This is a genomic window from Stenotrophomonas sp. YJH_SMC_14-1 (genome assembly GCF_059372275.1).
Map to the genome: position 1 here is coordinate 194,849 of NZ_JCAFVK010000003.1, position 15,137 is coordinate 209,985.

Genomic DNA, 15,137 nt, shown 5'->3' on the forward strand with positions numbered 1-15,137 from the left:
CCTGTGGGTAGGCGGGGTGGGTCCGGTGGCAGGGGGCGCTGCAAGTACGTCCATGTAAGCTCGGTCGCCGCATCCATGCGGCTCACGCCCCTGTCACCGGACCCACCCCGCCTTCGACAGTTTTCCGCGATCTGTCGAATCTCATTCGATCAATTTCGGTGTCTGACGGATCTCGACGATGAATGATGTGGATGTTCGATCAGTCATTGGGAACCTGTCGGGGGTGGGGCGGTGTGGGTGGGCAGGACCGTTGGCGCCATGGATGGCGCCATCGAGCCCCCAGGGATGGGTTTACGGCGTGTCCTGCCCACTCACACCTCCCCGCCATCCCACGGAATGCAGGCTTTTGACGTTGCCGTTGCTTCTGCAGGTGCAGGGCTGCAAGCCCTGCCGAACCCCCTCCTGCGGTAGTGTGGGCCGATGCCGCGCTGCAGCTTGGCGCCGCCGCAGATTTGATTACACTTGAAACTTGTTTGCCCACGACTCCGGACACCCACCCATGAAGCTTGGTTCTTTGAAGGAAGGCGGCCGCGACGGCACCCTGATCGTCGTCTCGCGTGACCTGCGCCACGGCGTGCGCGCCACCGGCATTGCCGCCACCCTGCAGCAGGCCCTGGAGGACTGGAGCCACATCGCACCGCGCCTGAACGCCCTCTACGAATCGCTCAACGCCGGCGACGCCGATGGCGTGTTCGACCTCGACCCGCAGGCCCTGGCCGCGCCGATGCCGCGCGCCTATGAATTCGTCGACGGCAGTGCCTACCTGCCGCACGTCGAGCGCGTGCGCCGCGCCCGTGGCGCCGAGGTGCCGGAGAGCTTCTACACCGATCCGCTGATGTACCAGGCCACCAGTGCCGGCTTCTACGGCCCGCGCGATGCGGTCAAGGTGGTCAGCGAGGAGTACGGTATCGACCTGGAAGCGGAGATCGTGGTGATCACCGACGACGTGCCGATGGCGGCCACCCCGGAACAGGCGGCGGGCCACATCCAGCTGGTCGGCCTGGTCAACGATGTGTCGCTGCGCAACCTGATTCCGGGCGAGCTGGCCAAGGGCTTCGGCTTCCTGCAGTCCAAGCCGCGTTCGGCGCTGTCGCCGGTGTTCGTCACCCCCGATGAGCTGGGCGCTGCGTGGCAGGACAGCAAGGTGCACCTGCCGTTGCTGACCCACATCAACGGCCAGTGGTTCGGTGCGCCGGAGGCGGGCGTGGACATGCAGTTCAACTTCGCCCAGCTGGTCGCGCATGCGGCCAAGACCCGCCCGCTGGGTGCCGGCACCATTGTCGGCTCGGGCACCATCGCCAACGAAGACACCAGCAAGGGTGCCTCGTGCTTCGCCGAGCAGCGCGTGGTCGAGACCCTGCGTGACGGCAAGCCGAGCACGCCGTTCATGTCCTTCGGCGACGTGGTCCGCATCGAGATGCTCGATGCTGCCGGCAACAGCATCTTCGGTGCGATCGAGCAGCGCATCGAACAGGCGGCCAAGCCCTGAGCATGGAGGCGGCGATGGAGATCCCGGTCGACGACGGCATCGTGCTGTACACCTACTGGCGATCCAGCGCCGCCTACCGCGTGCGCATCGGCCTGGAGCTGAAGGGCCTGGCCTGGGAGGCGCGGCCGGTGCATCTGGTGCGCGACGGTGGCGAGCAGCACCATGAGGCTTATCGCGCGCTCAATCCGCAGCAGCTGGTGCCGACCCTGCTGCATGATGGGCACACGCTGACCCAGTCGCTGGCGATCATCGAGTACCTGGAAGAGCGCTTCCCACAGGTGCCGCTGCTGCCGGCCGACGCTGCGGGCCGCGCACGGGTGCGGGCGCTGGCGCACCTTGTGGCCTGCGATATCCATCCGATCAACAACCTGCGGGTGATGCAGTACCTGGAGCGCAGTCTGCAGCTACCGGCCGATGCACGCACGCAGTGGACGCTGCACTGGATTGCCGAGGGCTTCGCAGCAATGGAGGCGATGCTGGCCAACAGCCGTGACACCGGCACCTTCTGCCACGGTGACCGCCCCGGGCTGGCCGACCTCTGCCTGCTGCCGCAGCTGTACAACGCCCATCGTTTCGGCCTGGACCTTGCGCCGTACCCGACTCTTCGCCGCATCGAGGCCGCCTGTCAGGCGCTGGACGCCTTCGACCGCGCGCGCCCGGAAAACCAGCCCGACGCAGCCTGAAAGTAGAGGGACGGGGGGATCAAGTCGCAAGTGCATTCACGACTTAATTCCCTCCGTCCCCTCTTTGCAGCAGTTGCGCGAGATCATCGCGGAACAGTGCATAGGCCCGTTCGCGGCGCGCGCCATCGCCTTGCCGCAGCACCCACGCCGGGTGCACGGTGGCGTAGCCGCGGGTGCCTTCCTCCAGCGTGTGCCAGCGTCCACGGTCGCGCGACAGATTGAAATCACGGCCAAATACCGAGGCTGCCGCGGTTGCGCCCAGGCAGACGATGATCTGCGGCCGCACGCGCGCGATCTCGCCCATCAGCCACGGCCGGCAGGCCTGGATGTGGCGGCTTTCCGGCCGCTTGTGCAGCCGCACCTTGCCACGCCGCTCATGGTGGAAGTGCTTCACCGCGTTGGTCAGGTACAGCGTGGCGCGATCGATTCCCAGTTCGGCCAATGCGCGGTCCAGCAACTGGCCGGCAGGGCCGGCGAACGGCTGGCCGCGCAGATCCTCGGTATCGCCAGGCTGCTCGCCGATCACCATCACCCGCGCATCGGCCGGCCCCTGGCCGAACACCGTCTGCGTGGCGGTCTCCCACAGCGGGCACTGGCGGCAGGCGCTGGCCTGTTGTCGCAGCGTCTGCAGGGTGGCGGTATCTGGGCGCGCTGCCGCAGCGTCCCCACGCATGGGAATCCTGCGCTGGGGTGCCTGCGCGGGCCGGTCATGCATTTCCTGCACGCGATCGCCCGCATCGCGCACCAGGCGCGGCAGCAACTGCGCCTCGGGCAGGTGGCGCCAGTACCTGGCCGGCATCTCCTGCATCATCATCCGGGTGTTGAGCCGGGCCGGATTGAAGATGCTGGCGTAATAGGTCTGCCACAGGGCCTCGCGCGCATCCTCGGCCGGAGCGTCCTCGCGGCGTGCGCCGGGGCCGAAGGCCAGCGCCTGTCCATCCCACGCCACGCTGCGCGAAGGAGTGAGGATCGCCCAGCGCATGCCGGTGAAGCGGCGTGCGAAGAACGGCGCGACCCGGTCGACGATGTGGTGCTGTGGCTCGAACCAGGCGATGAACGCATCAGGTTGGCCGGGCAGCTCGCGGAAGCGCACGAATGCCTTCATCTTGTGCGTGTCACGGCGGACGGCCTGGGCCAATGTCATCGCACGCAGCACATCGGCATCGGCGGGATTGGTCAGCACCGCGCGTTCGCCATGGGTGATCCGCCACAGCAGCCGGTACAGCAGTGACAGGCGCTGCGGTTCGCCATGGCACAGGCAGGTGGCGGCCAGCTCCAGGAATTCGCGCGGGACGCCGGGAACGCTTGCCGGTGCCGCCACCGGTGCCTGCTGCACCGGCGGCGCATCCAGCAGCGATGCCTCGCCGCCTTCGAGCCAGTCCAATTGCTCGGGCCGCACGCCCCGCAGCAGCGCATCACGCGCGCCGTCGCGCCAGGCCTGCAGCGACCACGGCGGATCCACCCGCTGCGACCAGCGCGGCGCGTCAGGCTGCCGGCGGTGCATCGAACAGTGATCCTTGGCGCGGCGGCGGGGCCAGTTGTGCTCGCAGCGCGGCCGGGTCATCCAGTGCCTTGCGCGGGTGATGGTCGGCCAACAGCACGAACGGTAGCAGTTTGCTCATCGGCGCCTTCAACCGGGCTACGTCGGCCACCCGCAGGCGCCCGTGCCGGCGCGCCATCAGCACGCGCTCTGCATTGCGCACGCCCAGGCCGGGCACCCGCAGCAGCATTTCCTTCGGTGCACGGTTCAGATCGACCGGGAAGCGTTCGGGATGGCGGATCGCCCAGGCCATCTTCGGATCGATATCCAGATCGAGCATTCCGCCCTGGGTGGTGTCGGTGATCTCGTCCACGCCGTAGCCATAGAAGCGCAACAGCCAGTCGGCCTGGTACAGCCGGTGCTCGCGTTGCAGGGGTGGGGGCTGCAGCGGCAGCTGCCGGCTGGCATCGGGAATCGGGCTGAACGCGGAGTAGTAGACCCGGCGCATCCGGTAACTGCCGTACAGGCTGTCGGCGCTGGCCAGGATCTGCTGGTCGTTGGCCCCGTCCGCACCGACGATCATCTGCGTGCTCTGCCCGGCCGGGGCGAAACGGGGAGGGCGCGGGCGTGCGCTGCGGCTGGCCGTCGGCGCCACCGCTGCGGGGGCCTTGCGCGCCTCCTTGGCTTCCTCGATGCGCCAACGCAGTTCGCCCATCGCGCCGCGTATCGAATGCACCGTCTTCTCCGGCGCCAAGGCGCTCAGCCCGGCTTCGGTGGGCAGTTCGACGTTGATCGACAGGCGGTCGGCGTAACGCCCGGCGCTGGCCAGCAGTTCCGGCGAGGCCTCGGGAATGGTCTTGAGGTGGATGTAGCCGGCGTAGCGGTGTTCTTCGCGCAGTTGCCGGGCCACCTCCACCATCTGTTCCATGGTGTAGTCCGCATTGCGGATGATGCCGCTGGAGAGGAACAGGCCCTCGATGTAGTTGCGCTTGTAGAAGTCCAGGGTGAGCGTGACCACCTCGTCCACGCTGAAGCGCGCGCGTGGCACATTGCTGGACACGCGATTGACGCAATAGGCGCAGTCGTAGACGCAGAAGTTGGTCAGCAGGATCTTCAGCAACGAAACACAGCGGCCATCGGGCGTGTAGCTGTGGCAGATGCCCATGCCCTCGGTGCTGCCGATACCGCCGCTGGCGCGCGAATCGCGCTTGCCCGAGCCGCTGGAGGCGCAGGAGGCGTCGTATTTGGCGGCATCGGCCAGAATGGCCAGCTTGCGGATGGTTTCCATTGAGGAAACCTACGGATGAGGGGTCTCATTGGATGAGACGGCCCCTGAATTCTTCAGGAAAAGGGGACGGAGGGGATCAAGTCGTAAGTGCATATACGACTTGATCCCCTCCGTCCCCTTTTTCGTGCGGTCAGAAGCCGTGGGTGATGCTGGGTGCGCCGGCCGAGAAATCCGCGTACGGGTCATGCTCGCCGCTGCTGCCTTCGGACAGGCGGAACTTCAGCGCCAGGCCATCGCGCGAGTCGGCCGCGCGCAGCGCTTCCTCCTGTTCGATGGTGCCGGCCTTGGCCAGCCGGAACAGGCACTGGTCGAAACTCTCCATGCCCTCTTCCAGCGATGCTTCCATCGCCGCCTTGATCTCGTGCACCTGGCCGCGACGCAGCAGGTCGCGGATCATCGGCGTGTTGAGCAGTACTTCGGTGGCCGGCAGGCGACGGCCTTCCTTGTTCTTCACCAGGCGCTGGCTGATCACCGCACGCAGGTTCAGCGCCAGGTTCATCAGCACGTTCTTGTGCGCGCTTTCCGGGAAGAAGTTGAGGATGCGCTCGATGGTCTGGTCGGCGTTGTTGGAGTGCAGGGTGGCCAGGCACAGGTGGCCGGTTTCGGCGAAGGCGATCGCCGCTTCCATCGTCTCTGCGTCCAGGATCTCGCCGATCAGGATCACGTCCGGCGCCTCACGCATCGCGTTTTTCAGCGCGTTGTGGAAGGCATGGGTATCCAGCCCGACCTCGCGCTGGTTGACGATCGACATCTTGTGCTTGTGCAGGTATTCGATCGGGTCTTCGATGGTGAGGATGTGACCGGTGGTGGTGCTGTTGCGGTGGTCGATCATCGACGCCAGCGAGGTGGACTTGCCGGAACCGGTGGACCCCACCACCAGTACCAGCCCGCGCGGGGTCATGATGACGTCCTTCAGCACCTGCGGCAGGTTCAGCTCCTCGATGCTCGGAATCCGGCTGCGGATGGCACGGATGACCATGCCCGCTTCGCCGCGCTGCTTGAACACATTGACGCGGAAGCGACCGGCATCGGGCAGGGCGATGGCCATGTTGAGTTCCAGCTCGCGCTCGAACTGCGGCACCTGGCCTTCGTCCATCAGCGAGTAGGCGATCTTCTTGACCATGCCCGGCGGCAGGCCGGTGTTGCCCAGCGGATAGAGCTTCCCCTCGATCTTGATGTAGACCGGTGCCCCGGTGGTCAGAAACATGTCCGAAGCGTTCTTTTCGGTCATCAGCTTCAGGAAGTAGCCGATATCCATTGCGAATTTTCCCCAACGAAACGGCCGACGCCCGTTGCCAGCACGGTGTCGGCTTGACGACAATGGCCGTGAACCGACAACCGGTACGGCCTCCCCAATGAAACGACTTAGCTTCGCACGAATGCGCCACAGCCTGTATGTGATGGCGTTTGCATTCGCACTGTCTGCCCCCGCCTGGGCGCAGGATGGCGCGATGGAACTGGCCCAGGCCCGGCAGGCGGTCGACAAGGCCACCCAGGCCGATGCCGACCAGTACGCCCCGGACCTGATCGGGCTGGCCCGGCAGGGGCTGGAGCAGGCCCAGCGCGCCGCCGGCGACCGCCGCGAGCGCAAGAATGCCCCGGCCATGGCCCTGCGTGCCGCCGCCGATGCCGACCTGGCCCGCGTGCGCAGCGAGGAAGCCACCGTGACCGCGCAGCTGCAGCTGCGCCGCAACGAGGTCAATCAGCTGCAACGCCAGCTGTCGACCGGGGAGGATCGCCGGTGAAGCCGATGACTGCCGCAACCCTGGCCGCGCTGCTGGCGCTGCCGACCCTGGCCGTGGCCGCCGACAACCCGATGGTGGCGCAGCTGAGCCAGCGCCTGATGGCCATCCAGGCCAACCCGGATACCGCTGAGCTGGGCGCCTTCGAGCGCATGCAGGCCCAGCAGGCCATCGCCATCCTGGACAAGGCCAAGCGCCGCGACCAGGAGCTGGCCACCTACCTGGCCGAGCGCCGGGTGGAGATCGCCGAGACGGCCGTGCGTACCGCGCTGGCCGCCCGCGAGGTCGACCGCCTGGAGCGGACCCGCAGCGACCTGCTGATCGAGGCCAGCCGCCGCGATGCCGCGCGTGCCCGCCAGGAAGCCGAACAGCTGCGCATGCAGGCACAGATGCAGGCCGAGGAGGCTGAACGCCTGCGCCAGGCCGCCGAGGCCGAGACCCTGGCCCGCCAGGACGCCGAGAACGCCCTGACCAGCGTCGCCGGCAAGCAGCAGCAGCGCCTCAGCGCCGCCCAGCAGAATGCCGCCAAGCTGGCCCGCGAGGAAGCCGAGCTGGTGTCCGGTCAGAAGCTGCCGGGCTCGAAGTTCGATGGCCGCGGCGAGGTCTTCACCTTCCGTGGCGATGCGTTTGCCGCCGGCGCCTCCAGCCTGTCCGGCGGCGCCCGCAACCAGGCCAAGGCGTTGGCCGAATACCTGAACATCGGCAAGAAGGGCCGCCTGCGCATCGAGGCTTACGACAGTGCCAACGGCGTAGGCCAGAAGCGTGCAGAGGCCCTGCGTGACGCCCTGGTTGCGGCGGGTGTCGCGAGCAACCGGATCCAGCTTGCCGGCAAGAAGGCGGCCTCCACCCAGGCACGTTCGGCCGAGGTCATCATCGCCCCGTAATTGCTTGATATTGTTTGTTTTTCGTTGTGATGAGCATTCAGCCTGAACCCCGCCCCGGCGGGGTTCGGTCTTTTTGACGCAGGGGTCTTGTACCCCGCCTTGAGCAGGCGTAGGGTCAATCGTCCGGGACGCAATGCCGCGGACCGGACGATGGGAGGGCCGGGCCGATGCAATCAGGGCGCGAACCGCAGCAGATCGACGTGCGCAGGCCAGTGCCGCAGGTCGTTGCAGGCGTCCAGGTGGCCATCGACCGGCGCTCCTCCATGAACAACGCCCCGTGCCTTGCGGCTGGGGCGTTCGTGTATCTGTCGAAGGAGGTCCATCATGTTTGAAGATCAGCCCCAGAGCGAGATCGACGCACGTCGCGCGCGTGATCCGGAGTTCAGGGCACTCCATGACCAGCACCGCAAGTTGAACAAGAAGTGCATGGACGCGGAGTTGGGTGTACTCCCGATCGATGATGTCACCCTGGGTCGCATGAAGCGCGAGAAGCTGCTGGCCAAGCAACGACTTCTGCGAATGTACGAAACACCGCTCCCAACGACGTCCCCCACGCTTTGACGCACCCCGTCACGCCCGGAACGGCGTGACCCGGCCATCGATGGCCCCGCCGGGCGCTCCTGCCCCGGCATCGCGGCACCGCCGATGAGGCGGCCGCGCCAAGGCACCACAGGCGGTGGTGCCTTGGCCTGCAGGCACAACTCACCGATGCGGGCGGTACCGGTCTCCTCGTCGATCCGGGGCCGTCCGCATCTCTTTCTGCGGGCTTGCGGCCCGTCTCCGCGCCGACCTGACATTCATCGCCATCCGACGGATAATCATCGGTCCGGCCCCCTGCGGCGCGAACCGAAAGTCCTCCGAATGCCCATTCATTCTTCCGTCCTCGAACTCATCGGCCAGACCCCGATCGTCAAGGCCCAGCGCCTGGACACCGGCGTCTGCGAGCTCTACCTGAAGCTCGAAAGCGCCAACCCGGGCGGATCGATCAAGGATCGCATCGGCCTGTCGATGATCGAGGCGGCGGAGCAGCGTGGCGACCTGAAGCCGGGTGCGACCCTGGTGGAAGGTACCGCCGGCAACACCGGCCTGGGCCTGGCCCTGGTCGCGCAGCAGAAGGGCTACAAGCTGATCCTGGTCGTTCCCGACAAGATGAGCCGCGAGAAGATCTTCAACCTGAAGGCGATGGGCGCCGAAGTGCGCCTGACCCGCTCGGACGTGGCCAAGGGCCATCCGGAGTACTACCAGGACCTGGCCAAGACCATCGCCGAGCAGACCCCGGGCGCCTACTTCATCAACCAGTTCGGCAACCCGGACAACCCGGCCGCGCATGAATTCGGTACCGGCCCGGAGATCCTGGAGCAGATGGGCGGCGACCTCGACGCCATCGTGTTCGGCTGCGGCAGCTCCGGCACCATGACCGGCCTGTCGCGCGCCTTCGCCAAGCTGTCGCCGAAGACCGAGCTGGTGCTGGCCGATCCGGTCGGCTCGATCCTGGCCGAGTACATCAACGACGGCAATCTGAACGACAAGTCGGGCAGCTGGCTGGTGGAAGGCATCGGCGAGGACTTCCTGCCGTCGATCTCCGACTTCAGCCGCGTCAAGAAGGCCTATGCCATCAGCGACGCCGAGAGCTTCCACACCGCGCGCGAACTGCTGGGCAAGGAAGGTATCCTCGGTGGCTCGTCCACTGGCACCCTGCTGGCCGCTGCGCTGAAGTACTGCAAGGAGCAGACCGCGCCGAAGAAGGTGCTGGTGCTGGTGTGCGATACCGGCAACAAGTACCTGTCGAAGATGTACAACGACTACTGGATGCTGGACAACGGCTTCCTGGAGCGCCCGCAGCACGGCGACCTGCGCGACCTGATCCTGCGCCCGTATGGCCAGCGCGACACTGTCGTGATCGGACCGAACGACCTGCTGACCACCGCCTACCAGCGCATGAAGCTGTACGACGTGTCGCAGCTGCCGGTGATGGACGGTGACCAGCTGGTCGGCATCGTCGACGAAAGCGACGTGCTGCTGCATGTCTATGGTGACGAAGCACGCTTCCGCGACACCGTCGCCACGGCGATGGTCAGCAAGCTGGACCGGCTGGACGTGAAGTCGCCGATCGAGGCGCTGCTGCCGGTGTTCGACCGCGGCCAGGTGGCGATCGTGATGGACGGCAATGCCTTCCTGGGCCTGATCACCCGTATCGACCTGCTGAACTATCTGCGCCGTCGCGTGCAGTAAGCCGTTGATCGCAGACGTTCGCTGCTGAATCCCGGTTTATCCGCGTCAAAGGTCGTTAAGGCCGCGCTGATAGACTTCCGCACCTTCGACGGCGCCGAGCTTCGGCGCCCCTCAGGAAAGAACATGTCCAACGCTACTTCCCAGGATCGCGCCCTGGCCCTGGCCACGCTGGCCATCCACGGCGGCCAGTCGCCAGACCCCAGCACCGGCGCGGTGATGCCGCCGATCTACGCCACCTCGACCTATGCGCAGTCCAGCCCGGGCGCGCACCAGGGCTTCGAGTACTCGCGTACCCACAACCCGACCCGCTTCGCCTACGAGCGCTGCGTGGCGTCGCTGGAAGGCGGCACCCGCGGTTTTGCCTTCGCTTCGGGCATGGCGGCCAGCTCGACCGTGATCGAGCTGCTGGACGCCGGCAGCCACGTGGTGGCGATGGATGACATCTACGGCGGCAGCTTCCGCCTGTTCGAGCGCGTGCGCCGCCGCACCGCCGGGCTGGATTTCAGCTTCGTCGACCTGACCGACCTGGCTGCGTTTGAAGCGTCCATCACGCCGAAGACGAAGATGGTGTGGATCGAGACCCCGACCAACCCGATGCTGAAGATCGTGGACATCGCCGCTGTGGCCGCCATTGCCAAGCGCCATGGCCTGATCGTGGTGGTCGACAACACCTTCGCCTCGCCGATGCTGCAGCGCCCGCTGGAGCTGGGCGCGGACCTGGTCCTGCATTCGGCCACCAAGTACCTCAACGGCCACTCGGACATGGTCGGTGGCATGGTGGTGGTTGGCGACAACGCCGAACTGGCCGAGCAGATGGCCTTCCTGCAGAACTCGGTGGGTGGCGTGCAGGGCCCGTTCGACAGCTTCCTGGCCCTGCGCGGCCTGAAGACCCTGCCGCTGCGCATGAAGGCCCACTGCGCCAACGCGCTGGCCCTGGCCCAGTGGCTGGAAAAGCACCCGGCGGTGGAGAAGGTGATCTACCCGGGCCTGCCGTCGCACCCGCAGCATGAACTGGCCGGCAAGCAGATGGCTGGGTACGGCGGCATCGTCTCGATCGTGCTCAAGGGCGGTTTCGAGGCGGCCAAGCGTTTCTGCGAGAAGACCGAGCTGTTCACCCTGGCCGAATCGCTGGGCGGCGTTGAAAGCCTGGTCAACCACCCGGCGGTGATGACGCATGCGTCGATCCCGGTCGCGCGCCGCGAGCAGCTGGGCATCAGCGATGCACTGGTGCGGCTGAGCGTGGGTGTTGAGGATCTGGGGGATCTGCAGGTGGATCTGGAGCGGGCGCTGAGGGTTGCCTCTGTATGATGGGACGCCGCATCGAACTGATGTTGAGCCTGGCCGGCCGCGACATCAAGACGAAGTACAAGCATTCGCTGCTGGGCGCGCTATGGGGCGTGCTTGTGCCGTTGATCATGCTTGGCATCTATACAGTGATCTTCGCCACCATCTTCAGTGCCAAGTGGAAAGGCATTGAAGTGCACAGCAAGGTCGACTACGCCGTGTTGCTGTTCATTGGCTTGATCGTCTACAACTTCTTTGCAGAATCATTGACGCGAGCACCTACGGCGGTTCTCAGCAATCCCAACCTGGTCAAGAAGGTAGTCTTCCCGTTGGAGGTACTGCCGCCCGTGGTGGTGTTGTCATCGCTGTACAACGCTGGTGTGGCCACGGTCGCGCTCGCGGTGTTCCTGGCCTTCAGCAGCTTTGGCCTCCATTGGCAGATGATCCTCCTGCCGGTCCTGATTCTGCCGTTGCTCATGCTTACGATGGGCGTGGCCTATCTGTTCGCGTCTCTCGGGGTGTTCTTCCGCGATGTTGATCAGATTGCCGGATTGCTGGCGCGGGTGCTCCAGTACCTGACACCTGTGCTTTATCCATCGATCATTTTTCCCGATGTGATCGGCAAGTGGATGCGGCTGAGTCCGCTGGCTGTCTATGTCGAGCAGACCCGCGCGCTGATCGTGAGTGGCACATTGCCGGATTGGCCTTCCTATGGCTGGGCCGTCGCTTGGTCATTGGCCATTTTCTTCATTGGTTTCTGGTGGTTCCAGCGGACCCGGAGGGCGTTTGCCGATGTCGTCTGAAGATCTCGTGATCGATATCGAGAACGTCAGCAAGGTGTTCAACATTTTTGAGAAGCCTTCTGATCGACTGCTGCAGATGCTGTTGCCACGGCTGGGGCGTGTTCTGCCTGTTGGTAGCTCGTGGACTTCGCGTCAACGTGGGCGTGAGTTCTGGGCGCTGCGTGATGTCAGTTTGAAAGTGAAACGGGGCGACGCGGTCGGCATCATCGGTCGCAACGGTTCAGGAAAATCGACGCTGCTGCAGATCATCGCCGGCACACTTGCACCGACAAGGGGCAAGGCCAAGGTCAATGGACGGATCGCTGCGCTGCTTGAGCTGGGAAGCGGGTTCAATCCGGATTTCACCGGGCGCGAGAATGTCGTGCTCAATGGCATGATTCTTGGCCTGACGGAGCGTGAGGTGATGCAACGCTTCGATGCTATTGCCGCCTTCGCCGACATAGGCAGTTTCATCGATCAGCCCGTGCGCACTTACTCCAGCGGCATGATGCTGCGGCTGGCATTTGCAGTGCAGACCCAGGTCGAGCCGGACATCCTCATCGTGGATGAGGCCCTGGCTGTGGGCGACGCGCTCTTCCAGAAGCGCTGTTTCCAGCAGATGGAGGCGCTGCGAGCCAACGGTTGCACCCTGCTCCTCGTCTCCCATGACCAGGAGTCGATCAGGACGTTGACCGATCATTCGATCCTCCTGAGGGACGGCACCGTGCGGGTTGCGGGGCCGTCATCGGACGTGGTCCTCGAATACAGGAAGCAGCTGCATGAGGATGAGCGCGACTATTACGCGTCGGTCAGTGCGCAGCACCTGCAGTTTGCCCAGAAAATTGTTGACGCGCAGGTGGCTGGCGAAGGGGCCGCGGACGTAGAGGGCCATGAAGGTTCTGCGATCTTGGGTGCCCGCAGCGACAAGTTGTCCTTCGGCGACTATGACTGCGTGATCGAGCGGGTGCGCGTGCTCGACCAGCGCGACGAGGAGTGCGCCTACTTCCTGCCGCAGGACAAGGTGGTCATTGAAGTGACCGGGCGCCCGAAGCGTGACATGGACCGGCTCAACATCAATGTCCGGCTTCGCAACAAGGAAGGGGTGAAGCTCTACTCGTGGGGTACTTTGAACCAGGATGTTGGTGCGTGGGCCGAGCGCGGACGGGATGATTCAGGGGTGTGGAACATGATGTTCCCGGCGGACGTTCCTTTCGTGGTGCGGTTTACCTTCGATTGCGCCCTTGGCATGAACTTCTATGAAGTCCAGGTTTCTGTTTCAGAAGAAATCGAGCAGTTTGGCGGAGCACAGCGCATGCTGCATTGGCGTGACGAGGCGGCCTTCTTCCAAGTGGGCATGAGGCAGAAGGAATACACATTCGGTGGTGTCTGCGATCTCCGCATGCACGCCGAAGTGGCCGGAATTCAGCGAAATACGGAGAAACTGTGATGCAAACAAGCACGAATGTTCCCCGTTCCGCATTGTCCCCCGCGGCGTTGCGCGTCGGAGTTCGAAGACTGTATGACTGGTTGGCTGCGGGTCCGGTTGCGCTGCTGGGAAATTCCGAGCCGGCATTGGCGCGCGGCCTGCGGCAGTGCGGATATGAGGTGCTTGATGGAGTGGAAGGCGCAGCGTCTGCGGTCCTCGTTGTTGATCATGCAGATGTTGGCTCCGCCGATGAGTGCCTGCAGTCATTGCTGGCGGATATCCGTATACCCGTATGCCTTCTGGTCGGGGGGGGGGCGGCAACCAACGTAGCGCGTGCCCAGTGGGAGGCAGCGGCCATCCGCCAAGAGTGGCGCAAACATCCGCAGAACGAGCGCGTAGCGCCATACGGTGAGTTGGATCGTGTCAATGGGTTGCTGTTGATGGCGTTCGAACGCGTGCCCGACGCAGCCATTGCTGCCTATCCTCTGAGCGCGCTTGTGGAAGAGCGCGATCTGCATACGGACATGACTCGCGAGGCTGGGCGACGATCCGATGCGCACATGGCCCGCTATGCACAGGCTGCGCAGTTCATTCGACCTGGGGATCGCGTCATCGACGTCGCATGCGGCTTGGGGTACGGCTCCTACCAGCTTGCCCACAATAGCCAGGCGGCCTCGTTCATTGGACTTGATGCCAGTGACTATGCGGTGGACTACGCCAGTACCTGTTTTGCCCCTGATGCCCCGGTAGAGATGAGCTTCGTTGTCGGCGATGCGCAGGATCTGTCGGGAATGGCTGATGGTTCCGCGGACTTCGCGGTATCTGTGGAGACGCTGGAACATCTTCCTGAGCCTGATCGACTGCTGGCGGAGCTGCATCGGGTGCTCTCGCCGGAAGGGCGCTTGTATGCAAGCGTGCCTAATGACTGGTCGGACGAAACTGGCGAGGACCCGAATCCATTTCATTTCCATGTATACGACTGGCCGCGACTCATCAACCAGTTCCATCGGAATGGTTTCGTTATCGAGAGGGCGTGGTTGCAGGATGCCGGAGGTGGCCAGAAGCGGCATCTGTCGGTGCGCTCCATGCTTGAGATCGATCCGCACGTAGGTCCAAGCTGCGATGGTGAATGGCTGCTGGTGCTCGCCCGCAAGACCGATGCGGCAATGGAAACGGGGGACGATCCGCTGCGGCCGTTCCGCGAAATGCTCGCCAACGGACAAACTGACGCCGCATTGCATCAACTTGAGGCCCATTTCGAAACGGGAGAACCGCTGCTCCAGGCCCGCTCGCGTGCGGCGGCGGCTGTGCTTGCGACAACCACTGGGACGCTGGAGTCCGCTGCTGCGCATTGGGAGCATTGCCGGACAGCGGCCCGTGAAGCATTGGTCGAGCCATCCATCGAGGCCGAGGCGGCCGCGCTTCTGCATCTTGCCGCGGCCCAGCTGGCATTGCCAACGCATCTACGCTTTGCTCGATTGAAACTTCTGATTCGGATCCGAGCCCCGATCATCTGCGATCTGCTCGGCCCGGAGCCCGCATTGCTGGGCGACAACGATGATCGCGCCGTGTCCGCGGGCATCGGGGATGGCAATGGGCAGTCGAGCCTGAGTGCTGGCGATGTACAGCAGCTTGTGGATGCCAAGCGATGGCTTGATGGCAAGTACCACGAGCAGCAGAAGCATATTGCCGAACTGGAGCAGTACAACGTCGAACTCGAGGCTGCTCGCAGATGGCTGGACGCGCAGTACCACTCACTGACGGCAGAGGTACAGCGCCTCGGACAAGCGTCTGCTGCTGCGTCCGGCGATAGCAGGTAGCAATCGCCATGAGCGCGCCAGATTCAT

The 15,137-nt window shown here is 64.8% G+C and carries 13 protein-coding genes; 10 read left to right on the plus strand and 3 right to left on the minus strand.

Annotation, left to right across the window (positions count from 1 at the left end; translation table 11 throughout):
• Positions 1-499 precede the first annotated feature (499 nt).
• On the plus strand, positions 500-1,489 hold the full coding sequence (locus AC5P9P_RS10340; RefSeq protein ID WP_099490736.1) for a fumarylacetoacetate hydrolase family protein: 990 nt from the start codon (positions 500-502) through the stop codon (positions 1,487-1,489).
• 14 nt (positions 1,490-1,503) lie between these two features.
• Positions 1,504-2,172: a maleylacetoacetate isomerase gene (maiA, locus tag AC5P9P_RS10345; protein WP_495232744.1), complete on the plus strand. Its 669-nt coding sequence runs from the start codon at positions 1,504-1,506 to the stop codon at positions 2,170-2,172.
• Positions 2,173-2,215: 43 nt separating this feature from the next.
• Here the strand turns inward: maiA and AC5P9P_RS10350 are convergent, their stop codons facing one another.
• The 3 genes from AC5P9P_RS10350 to AC5P9P_RS10360 all read right to left on the minus strand — a co-directional run bounded on the left by AC5P9P_RS10350 (position 2,216) and on the right by AC5P9P_RS10360 (position 6,198).
• Positions 2,216-3,676 carry a UdgX family uracil-DNA binding protein gene (locus tag AC5P9P_RS10350; protein ID WP_495232745.1) on the minus strand — a complete coding sequence of 487 codons (1,461 nt, stop codon included), beginning with the start codon at positions 3,674-3,676 and terminating at the stop codon, positions 2,216-2,218.
• Positions 3,657-4,940, minus strand: a complete 1,284-nt coding sequence (locus AC5P9P_RS10355; RefSeq protein WP_049459268.1) for a putative DNA modification/repair radical SAM protein — start codon at positions 4,938-4,940, stop codon at positions 3,657-3,659. Before AC5P9P_RS10355 ends, AC5P9P_RS10350 begins: the two co-directional genes overlap by 20 nt.
• Before the next feature lie 130 nt (positions 4,941-5,070).
• Positions 5,071-6,198: a PilT/PilU family type 4a pilus ATPase gene (locus tag AC5P9P_RS10360; protein ID WP_495232746.1), complete on the minus strand. Its 1,128-nt coding sequence runs from the start codon at positions 6,196-6,198 to the stop codon at positions 5,071-5,073.
• A gap of 121 nt (positions 6,199-6,319) precedes the next feature.
• Here AC5P9P_RS10360 and AC5P9P_RS10365 point away from each other — a divergent pair, with 121 nt between their 5' ends.
• The 8 genes from AC5P9P_RS10365 to AC5P9P_RS10400 all read left to right on the plus strand — a co-directional run bounded on the left by AC5P9P_RS10365 (position 6,320) and on the right by AC5P9P_RS10400 (position 15,110).
• Entirely contained in the window at positions 6,320-6,685 is a 366-nt protein-coding gene (locus tag AC5P9P_RS10365) for a DUF4398 domain-containing protein (protein WP_005407961.1), read from the plus strand.
• Positions 6,682-7,566 carry an OmpA family protein gene (locus tag AC5P9P_RS10370; protein ID WP_080240928.1) on the plus strand — a complete coding sequence of 295 codons (885 nt, stop codon included), beginning with the start codon at positions 6,682-6,684 and terminating at the stop codon, positions 7,564-7,566. The genes AC5P9P_RS10365 and AC5P9P_RS10370 overlap by 4 nt, the downstream gene beginning before the upstream one ends.
• Positions 7,567-7,890: 324 nt before the next feature.
• Complete coding sequence (locus AC5P9P_RS10375) at positions 7,891-8,127, plus strand: HP1242/YdcH family protein (RefSeq protein ID WP_005407964.1); 237 nt, start codon at positions 7,891-7,893, stop codon at positions 8,125-8,127.
• Between the two features lie 300 nt (positions 8,128-8,427).
• Positions 8,428-9,798 carry a pyridoxal-phosphate dependent enzyme gene (locus AC5P9P_RS10380; RefSeq protein ID WP_483693460.1) on the plus strand — a complete coding sequence of 457 codons (1,371 nt, stop codon included), beginning with the start codon at positions 8,428-8,430 and terminating at the stop codon, positions 9,796-9,798.
• A gap of 123 nt (positions 9,799-9,921) precedes the next feature.
• A complete protein-coding gene (locus AC5P9P_RS10385) occupies positions 9,922-11,106 on the plus strand; it encodes a cystathionine gamma-synthase (protein ID WP_049427963.1) in 1,185 nt (394 codons plus the stop codon).
• Entirely contained in the window at positions 11,103-11,885 is a 783-nt protein-coding gene (locus tag AC5P9P_RS10390; protein ID WP_080354981.1) for an ABC transporter permease, read from the plus strand. The genes AC5P9P_RS10385 and AC5P9P_RS10390 overlap by 4 nt, the downstream gene beginning before the upstream one ends.
• Entirely contained in the window at positions 11,875-13,311 is a 1,437-nt protein-coding gene (locus AC5P9P_RS10395) for an ABC transporter ATP-binding protein (RefSeq protein WP_495232747.1), read from the plus strand. Before AC5P9P_RS10390 ends, AC5P9P_RS10395 begins: the two co-directional genes overlap by 11 nt.
• Positions 13,311-15,110 carry a class I SAM-dependent methyltransferase gene (locus AC5P9P_RS10400; protein ID WP_495232748.1) on the plus strand — a complete coding sequence of 600 codons (1,800 nt, stop codon included), beginning with the start codon at positions 13,311-13,313 and terminating at the stop codon, positions 15,108-15,110. Before AC5P9P_RS10395 ends, AC5P9P_RS10400 begins: the two co-directional genes overlap by 1 nt.
• Positions 15,111-15,137: the final 27 nt, after the last annotated feature.